Origin of the sequence: Anaerococcus degeneri (assembly GCF_017874475.1) — a bacterium.
Lineage (GTDB): Bacteria > Bacillota > Clostridia > Tissierellales > Peptoniphilaceae > Anaerococcus > Anaerococcus degeneri.
The window spans coordinates 21,596-28,178 of sequence record NZ_JAGGLO010000016.1 but is presented as its reverse complement, the minus strand read 5'-3'; the positions used below and the strand labels follow the sequence as shown (position 1 = coordinate 28,178).

Below are 6,583 nucleotides of genomic sequence, written 5' to 3'. Positions count from 1 at the left end.
AGCCTGATGGTATTCTTACAAAGAAGATAAATGGAAAGACCTTTGTAACAGAGATATATTTTGATAAAAAGAGCAAGGAAACATTTCAAGATAAGCTGTTTAAGGTAATACACTCAAAGGATAAATAGTAGCTAGTAAGTGAGAAATCTGGCAGTAGAAAAAATGCCTAAAAAATGATATAATGATAAATAAAATAGGCTTGTGAGGGGGTGTTTTTATGTCGCTAATTAAAATTGAAAACCTCACTTTCTCATATTATGGATATGTAAAACCTATATTTGATAATGTATCATTTTCATTTGATACGAACTGGAAAACAGGGCTAATAGGAAGAAACGGAATTGGAAAATCAACTTTATTCAAGCTACTTCTAAACCAAGAAGTTTACAAAGGAAAAATTAGTAAAAGTGTTGACTTTATTAAGTTTCCACCCAATATAAGTGATACCTCAAAATTGGGAATTGAGTTATATAAAGAACTAATATCAGATGAGGAAGAATGGAAATTATTTAAAGAACTTAACTTACTAAATGTAGATGAAAATCTCCTTTATAGAAAGTTTGAAACACTCTCTAAAGGAGAGCAAACAAAAATCCTTTTAGCTATTTTATTTACAAAGGAAGATGGATTTTTACTTATTGACGAACCAACAAACCATTTAGATATGAACGGAAGAAAAGTTGTAAGTGAATATCTGAAAAGTAAAAAGGGATTTTTGCTTATATCTCATGATAGGGATTTTTTAGATGGTTGTATCAATCATGTTATTTCTATTAACCGAAATTCTATTGATGTCCAATCAGGAAATTTTACATCATGGTATGAAAATAAAGTGATGAAAGACCAGTTTGAAATCAGTCAAAATGAGAAATTAAGAAAAGATATTAAACGATTAAAAGAAGCAGCAAGACAAAGTCAAATTTGGTCTGATAAAATTGAAAATACTAAAAATGGTGTAAAAGTATCAGGCGTAAAACCTGACAAAGGTCATATAGGTCATCAGTCAGCCAAGATGATGAAGAAGTCAAAGAATTTAGAAAATAGACAAAACAAGGCAATAGAAGAAAAACAGAGTTTACTAAAAGATATTGAAACAAAAGAAAATCTATTATTACATCCATTACGCCATCATAAAAATTCTCTAATATCGGTTAGCAATTTATCATCAATCTATGGAGAAAGACAGATATTAAGTAATGTAAGTTTCGAGATAAAACAAGGTGATATAGTGGCTATATATGGTCAAAATGGTAGTGGAAAATCAACCTTGATTAAAATTTTGTTAGGGTTACATCATGAGTATATTGGTGAAATAAAATCAGCAAGTGATTTGGAAATATCGTATATCCCTCAAGATACATCTAATTTGACAGGAAGCCTAAATGAGTATATTCATAAGCAAGGTGTTGATGAAACATTGTGCAAAACAATTCTTAGGAAATTAGATTTTGCAAGAGAATTATTTGAAATGGATATGAAAAACTATAGTGATGGACAAAAAAAGAAAGTTTTAATTGCTGTAAGTTTGTCAATGCCAGCTCATATATTTGTTTGGGATGAACCAATGAATTATATAGATGTAATATCAAGAATACAGATTGAGGAAATTATAAAAGAAGCAAAGCCTACACTCATATTTGTGGAACACGATAAGCGATTTGTGGAAGATATAGCCAATAAAATCATACAATTATAAATGAAATAAAAAATCAAAGTTTAGAAAAAAACTAACACAGAAACAGTAAATCAAAAAAGGTTTACTGTTTTTTCTTTGCTCAAAATTAGAAAGAGAGGAAAAGACAAAATGAAGAACATAGAAGAAAAAATCTTAATGGCAGATGAAGAAATCAAGCAGTTACAAAACAAAAGGAAAAAGCTCATCAGTCAGCAGAAACAGGAAGAAAGAAAAAAGAGAGATAAAAGGATATATGAAAAAGGAGCAGTCTTTGAAAGTATCTTTACAGAAAGCAAAAATTTAACCAAAGATGAATTTTATCAGTTAATCACATCTCTAATTCGTAAAGAAGAAGCCAATATCAAAATACAAAAAATCATAGAAAGCAGAGAACAAACAGAAGTAGAAAATTTAGAAAACCAAGAGGAAGAAACGGAGATAGAGGAATAGTCCCTTGTTTACAAGGGCGCACATATACACCTTAACAGGTGCGTGCGTTCTCCGAAGGCTCTTAGCAGAGGGCATATCAGCTTACGCTGATACAGGGGAGCTACACTCCCCTACGGAAATAAATTTCCTACCCCTTGTGTACTTCCCAAAAGAAATCGGATAAAAAGCTATCCGATTTCTTTAGGAAGTTCTATCTATCGCCACCATAACCATATCGGAAAATGGAAAGGAGGTTTTTTACTATGGCTATATATCATCTTTGCATAAAGATTATTTCAAGAGGCAAAGGAAAAAGTGCAGTAGCAGCTTCTGCTTATCGTAGTGGCGAAAAGATAAAAAATGAATATGACGGCATAGTCCATGACTTTACAAGAAAAGGTGGAATAGCTCATGCAGAAATTCTTTTACCACAAAATGCACCACAGGAATTTTTAGATAGAGGAACATTGTGGAACAGTGTTGAGAAGATAGAAAAAAGTAAAAACTCACAACTTGCAAGAGAAATTGAAGTTGCCTTACCCAAAGAATTAGACAGAGAAAAACAAATAAATCTTGTAAGAGAATATGTAAAAGAAAATTTTGTAAAAGTGGGTATGTGTGCTGATATTGCCTTACATGATAAAAATGATGGAAACCCACATTGTCATATCCTACTAACCATGCGACCACTAAATGAAGATACAACATGGGGAGCAAAATCAAAAAAGAAATATATCCTTGATGAAAATGGCGAAAAAGTAAAACTAAAAAATGGTAATTACAAGACAAGAAAAATCAATACAACAGATTGGAATGAGCAAGACAAAGCAGAAGAATGGCGAAAAGCATGGGCAGACATTACAAACAAATATCTTGAAGAAAATAGCATACATGACAAAGTGGATCATCGCTCTTATCAAAGACAAGGCATAGAACAAATACCGACCATTCATTTAGGAGTATCAGCAACCCAAATGGAGAAGAAAGGCATAGCCACAGATAGAGGAAATATCAACCGAGAAATCAAACATCAAAATGCGATTTTAAGAGAAATTTCAAGAAGAATAAAAGCCTTGTTAAATTGGATAAGAGGAATAGGCAAAGAAGAAAAAACAGAAAAAGAAAATACAAAATCCACCCTCCCACCCAAAGAGAACCTGTTATTCATCTTTGAAAATCTTATCCGTAAAAACGCAGATAACAATAATGCAGACTTAGAGAAATACATTGAAAGTTATCAGTTTCTAAAAGAGAAAAACATCACTTCCTTATCTGAACTCAAAGAAAATATAGTTACCTTACGAGATAAGAATTACAAGACCACAAGAGCCTTAAAAGATACCGAAAAGAAAGTTGATGATAAAACAAAACTCATAGACCAGTCAGAAAAATATTTGAAGTATAAAGACACCTACAAAGCCTATACCAAGACAAAGAAAAGCAGACAGGAAGATTTTTATAATGAGCATACAGCAGAACTCATTTTATTTGAAAGTGCCAAGAAATATTTGAAAGACCATTTAGGAGAAAGCAAGACCTTAAATATATCCAAATGGAAATCAGAACTTGCCACTTTGAAGAAAGATAAAAAGAGCCTATACAATAAAATATTAGAGATACGAGAAGAAGTTGAACAAGCAGAAAAAGTTAAGACCTGTTTAGAGCAGTTACAGGAACAAGAAAAGCAACTATTACAGGTAAAGAGGAATGAGTTAGAGCTATAAAACTATTCCTAATTATGCTATAATATTATGAGTAATTATAAATTTTTTGGAGATGAAATATAATGAAAATGGAGTTAAGAGATGATAGAAAATCATATATAAAAATATTTTTAATTGGAATATTGGTGGGATGTATTACTCGATTATTAGATTACTGCTCATTAGATACTTTATGGAGTTGGTCTTCTGTTCAAACACTATTAGGATTTTGGATGATTTCAAATACTGTAATAGTAGTAAAAAGTTCATCTAATAAGTGTGCAGGAATTAGCTCATTCTTATATATGTTTGGAATGACATTGAGCTTTTATGGATTGCAAGTTATTCTTGGTATGTTTATTCCAATGTTTTCGGATGGATTTCGTTTTTCTTTATTTATAATGTTTACTATTTTGTCTATACCATGTGCGATTGCAGCGTTTGCACTTTATTATTGGAATAGAGATAAATTTTATAACTCTATTTTATATTCGTTGCCTGTAGGAGCATTATTTTCGGAAACGGTAGCTATAGCAATAAAATTTTACATGACACATACTTTTCTATTTCAGTTACTAATGGATGGAATAGGAACTATTGCTTTCGGAGTATTATTTTTTAGAAGAGTGAAAAATCGCTATGTTTACTTATTTTCTACAATCATAAGTTTCTTAGTATTTTACTTTATTCTATATCATAGAGAAGTTCTTACATGGTTAGAGTGATTTTACTTGCGTAATTTATAAAAATAGTAATTTATACGAAACTAAAACAAGAACAGTAAATCAAAAAAGGTTTACTGTTTTTTTCTTGTCTAAAAGTTAAAATTCTTTATAGAAAAAGCGTCCATAAATATAAAAAGGTACTTGACAAAACGCTTCCTGGGGAACGAGAAAAGATATAGAGCCGTATGTGGATGAAAAGTTCCAAAACAATATCTTGCTTACTCAAACGGAACGATTAACTATGAATGGTAGACCTGCTAATCCAAAGTATGCAAGAAATAAGAATGTACTTGTTATTGGCGGTTCAGGCTCCGGAAAAACAAGATTTTATGTAAAGCCAAACCTAATGCAAATGCACTCGTCATATTGCGTAACAGATCCAAAAGGAACAATAGTCATTGAGTGTGGGAAGATGCTTGAAGATAATGGCTATGAGATAAAAATCTTAAATACCATCAACTTTAAAAAGAGTATGAAGTACAATCCATTCGCCTATCTCAGAAGTGAAAAAGACATACTTAAATTGGTACAGACAATCATTGCAAATACTAAGGGAGAGGGTGAAAAAGCAGGTGAAGATTTTTGGGTGAAAGCCGAGAAACTCTACTATACGGCTTTGATAGGTTATATTTTTTATGAAGCTCCAAGAGAAGAAAAGAACTTTGCGACACTACTGGATATGATAGATGCTTCAGAAGTCAGAGAAGATGATGAAACCTATATGAATCCCATTGATAGACTATTTGAAGCATTGGAAAAGAAAGAGCCTACGCACTTTGCGGTAAAGCAATATAAGAAATACAAACTTGCTGCTGGAAAAACAGCAAAGTCTATTCTTATTTCATGTGGTGCAAGGCTTGCTCCTTTTGATATTCAAGAGCTTAGGGACTTGATGAAAGAAGATGAACTTGAGCTTGATACACTTGGAGATAGAAAGACAGCACTCTTTGTTATTATCTCTGATACAGATGATACTTTTAACTTTGTGGTGTCTATCATGTACTCACAGCTATTTAACTTACTTTGCGATAAGGCAGATGACGAGTACGGGGGAAGATTACCTGTTCATGTAAGGTGCTTGCTTGACGAATTTGCCAATATCGGCTTAATTCCGAAGTTTGAGAAGTTAATAGCGACAATCCGTTCAAGAGAAATTTCAGCAAGTATTATCTTGCAGGCACAATCTCAGCTAAAGGCAATCTACAAGGACAATGCAGATACGATTGTAGGTAACTGTGATAGTACGCTATTCTTGGGTGGAAAGGAGAAAACAACTCTAAAAGAGCTATCTGAAACATTGGGAAAAGAAACCATAGACCTGTATAACACATCGGAAACACGCTCCAATGCCAATAGTTATGGATTGAATTATCAAAAGACAGGTAAGGAACTGATGAGTCAAGATGAGATAACGGTTATGGATGGCAGTAAATGTATCTTTCAGCTTAGAGGTGTCAGACCGTTTTTGTCAGACAAATTCGATATTACAAAGCATAAGAATTACAAGTTACTTGAAGATTTTAATAAGAAAAATGCCTTTGATATTGAGGAATATATCAAGCGAAAAGGGAAAGCAAAATTAAATAGAGAAACGGTTATTACAAGAGTGCAGTAAGTCTAACGAACATAGATTTGCTGCTTTTTTATTACTCAAAATCAGGAGGAAAGATGGTAAGGATAAGAAGTCCCACTAAGGAAAACTAAATAGCAAGAGTATCAGCGATTGGAAAAGAAAAACTCCGATCGCTTTTTTATGTATGACGGGCATGCCGTCAGTCTGTGGTGAAAGTCCACGTAGGGCGTAGTTGCCGACGAACCTCATAGCAACTTGCAAGGTTATCACCGTGAGGTGATGGCGAGAAGAAGCAATAGCAAAATCGTAGCCTGACGAACAGAAACCTAATACCAAGGCTTACATAAAGGATGAGTGGGCATAAAGTCACGAAGTCCAAAAGGCAAACGTAACTTATGTAAGTAAATTAGGCAGGTAGACGAGGAAAGACTGACGACTTATCCCGTGAGGTCTCACAGAGGGAAAACCTAGTAACAAC

General features: G+C 33.0%; 5 protein-coding genes and 1 pseudogene. All 6 read left to right on the top strand.

The annotated features are described in order from the left end of the window. The first annotated feature begins 11 nt into the window (after nucleotides 1-11). On the top strand, nucleotides 12-128 hold the full coding sequence (locus tag J2Z38_RS10055) for a hypothetical protein (protein WP_325168623.1): 117 nt from the start codon (nucleotides 12-14) through the stop codon (nucleotides 126-128). 89 nt (nucleotides 129-217) lie between these two features. After that, nucleotides 218-1,696, top strand: a complete 1,479-nt coding sequence (locus J2Z38_RS10050) for an Lsa family ABC-F type ribosomal protection protein (protein WP_209775155.1) — start codon at nucleotides 218-220, stop codon at nucleotides 1,694-1,696. Between the two features lie 108 nt (nucleotides 1,697-1,804). Next, a complete protein-coding gene (locus J2Z38_RS10045; protein WP_209775153.1) occupies nucleotides 1,805-2,125 on the top strand; it encodes a DUF3847 domain-containing protein in 321 nt (106 codons plus the stop codon). Nucleotides 2,126-2,367: 242 nt separating this feature from the next. Continuing rightward, nucleotides 2,368-3,828 carry a MobQ family relaxase gene (mobQ, locus tag J2Z38_RS10040; RefSeq protein WP_209775151.1) on the top strand — a complete coding sequence of 487 codons (1,461 nt, stop codon included), beginning with the start codon at nucleotides 2,368-2,370 and terminating at the stop codon, nucleotides 3,826-3,828. A gap of 62 nt (nucleotides 3,829-3,890) precedes the next feature. Beyond that, the gene (locus tag J2Z38_RS10035) at nucleotides 3,891-4,532 is read left to right on the top strand and encodes a hypothetical protein (RefSeq protein ID WP_233463529.1); all 642 of its coding nucleotides are present in this window, start codon (nucleotides 3,891-3,893) and stop codon (nucleotides 4,530-4,532) included. Nucleotides 4,533-4,680: 148 nt separating this feature from the next. Then, nucleotides 4,681-6,147 (top strand): annotated as a pseudogene (locus J2Z38_RS10030) (VirD4-like conjugal transfer protein, CD1115 family); the annotation flags it as partial. Between the last annotated feature and the right edge of the window lie 436 nt (nucleotides 6,148-6,583).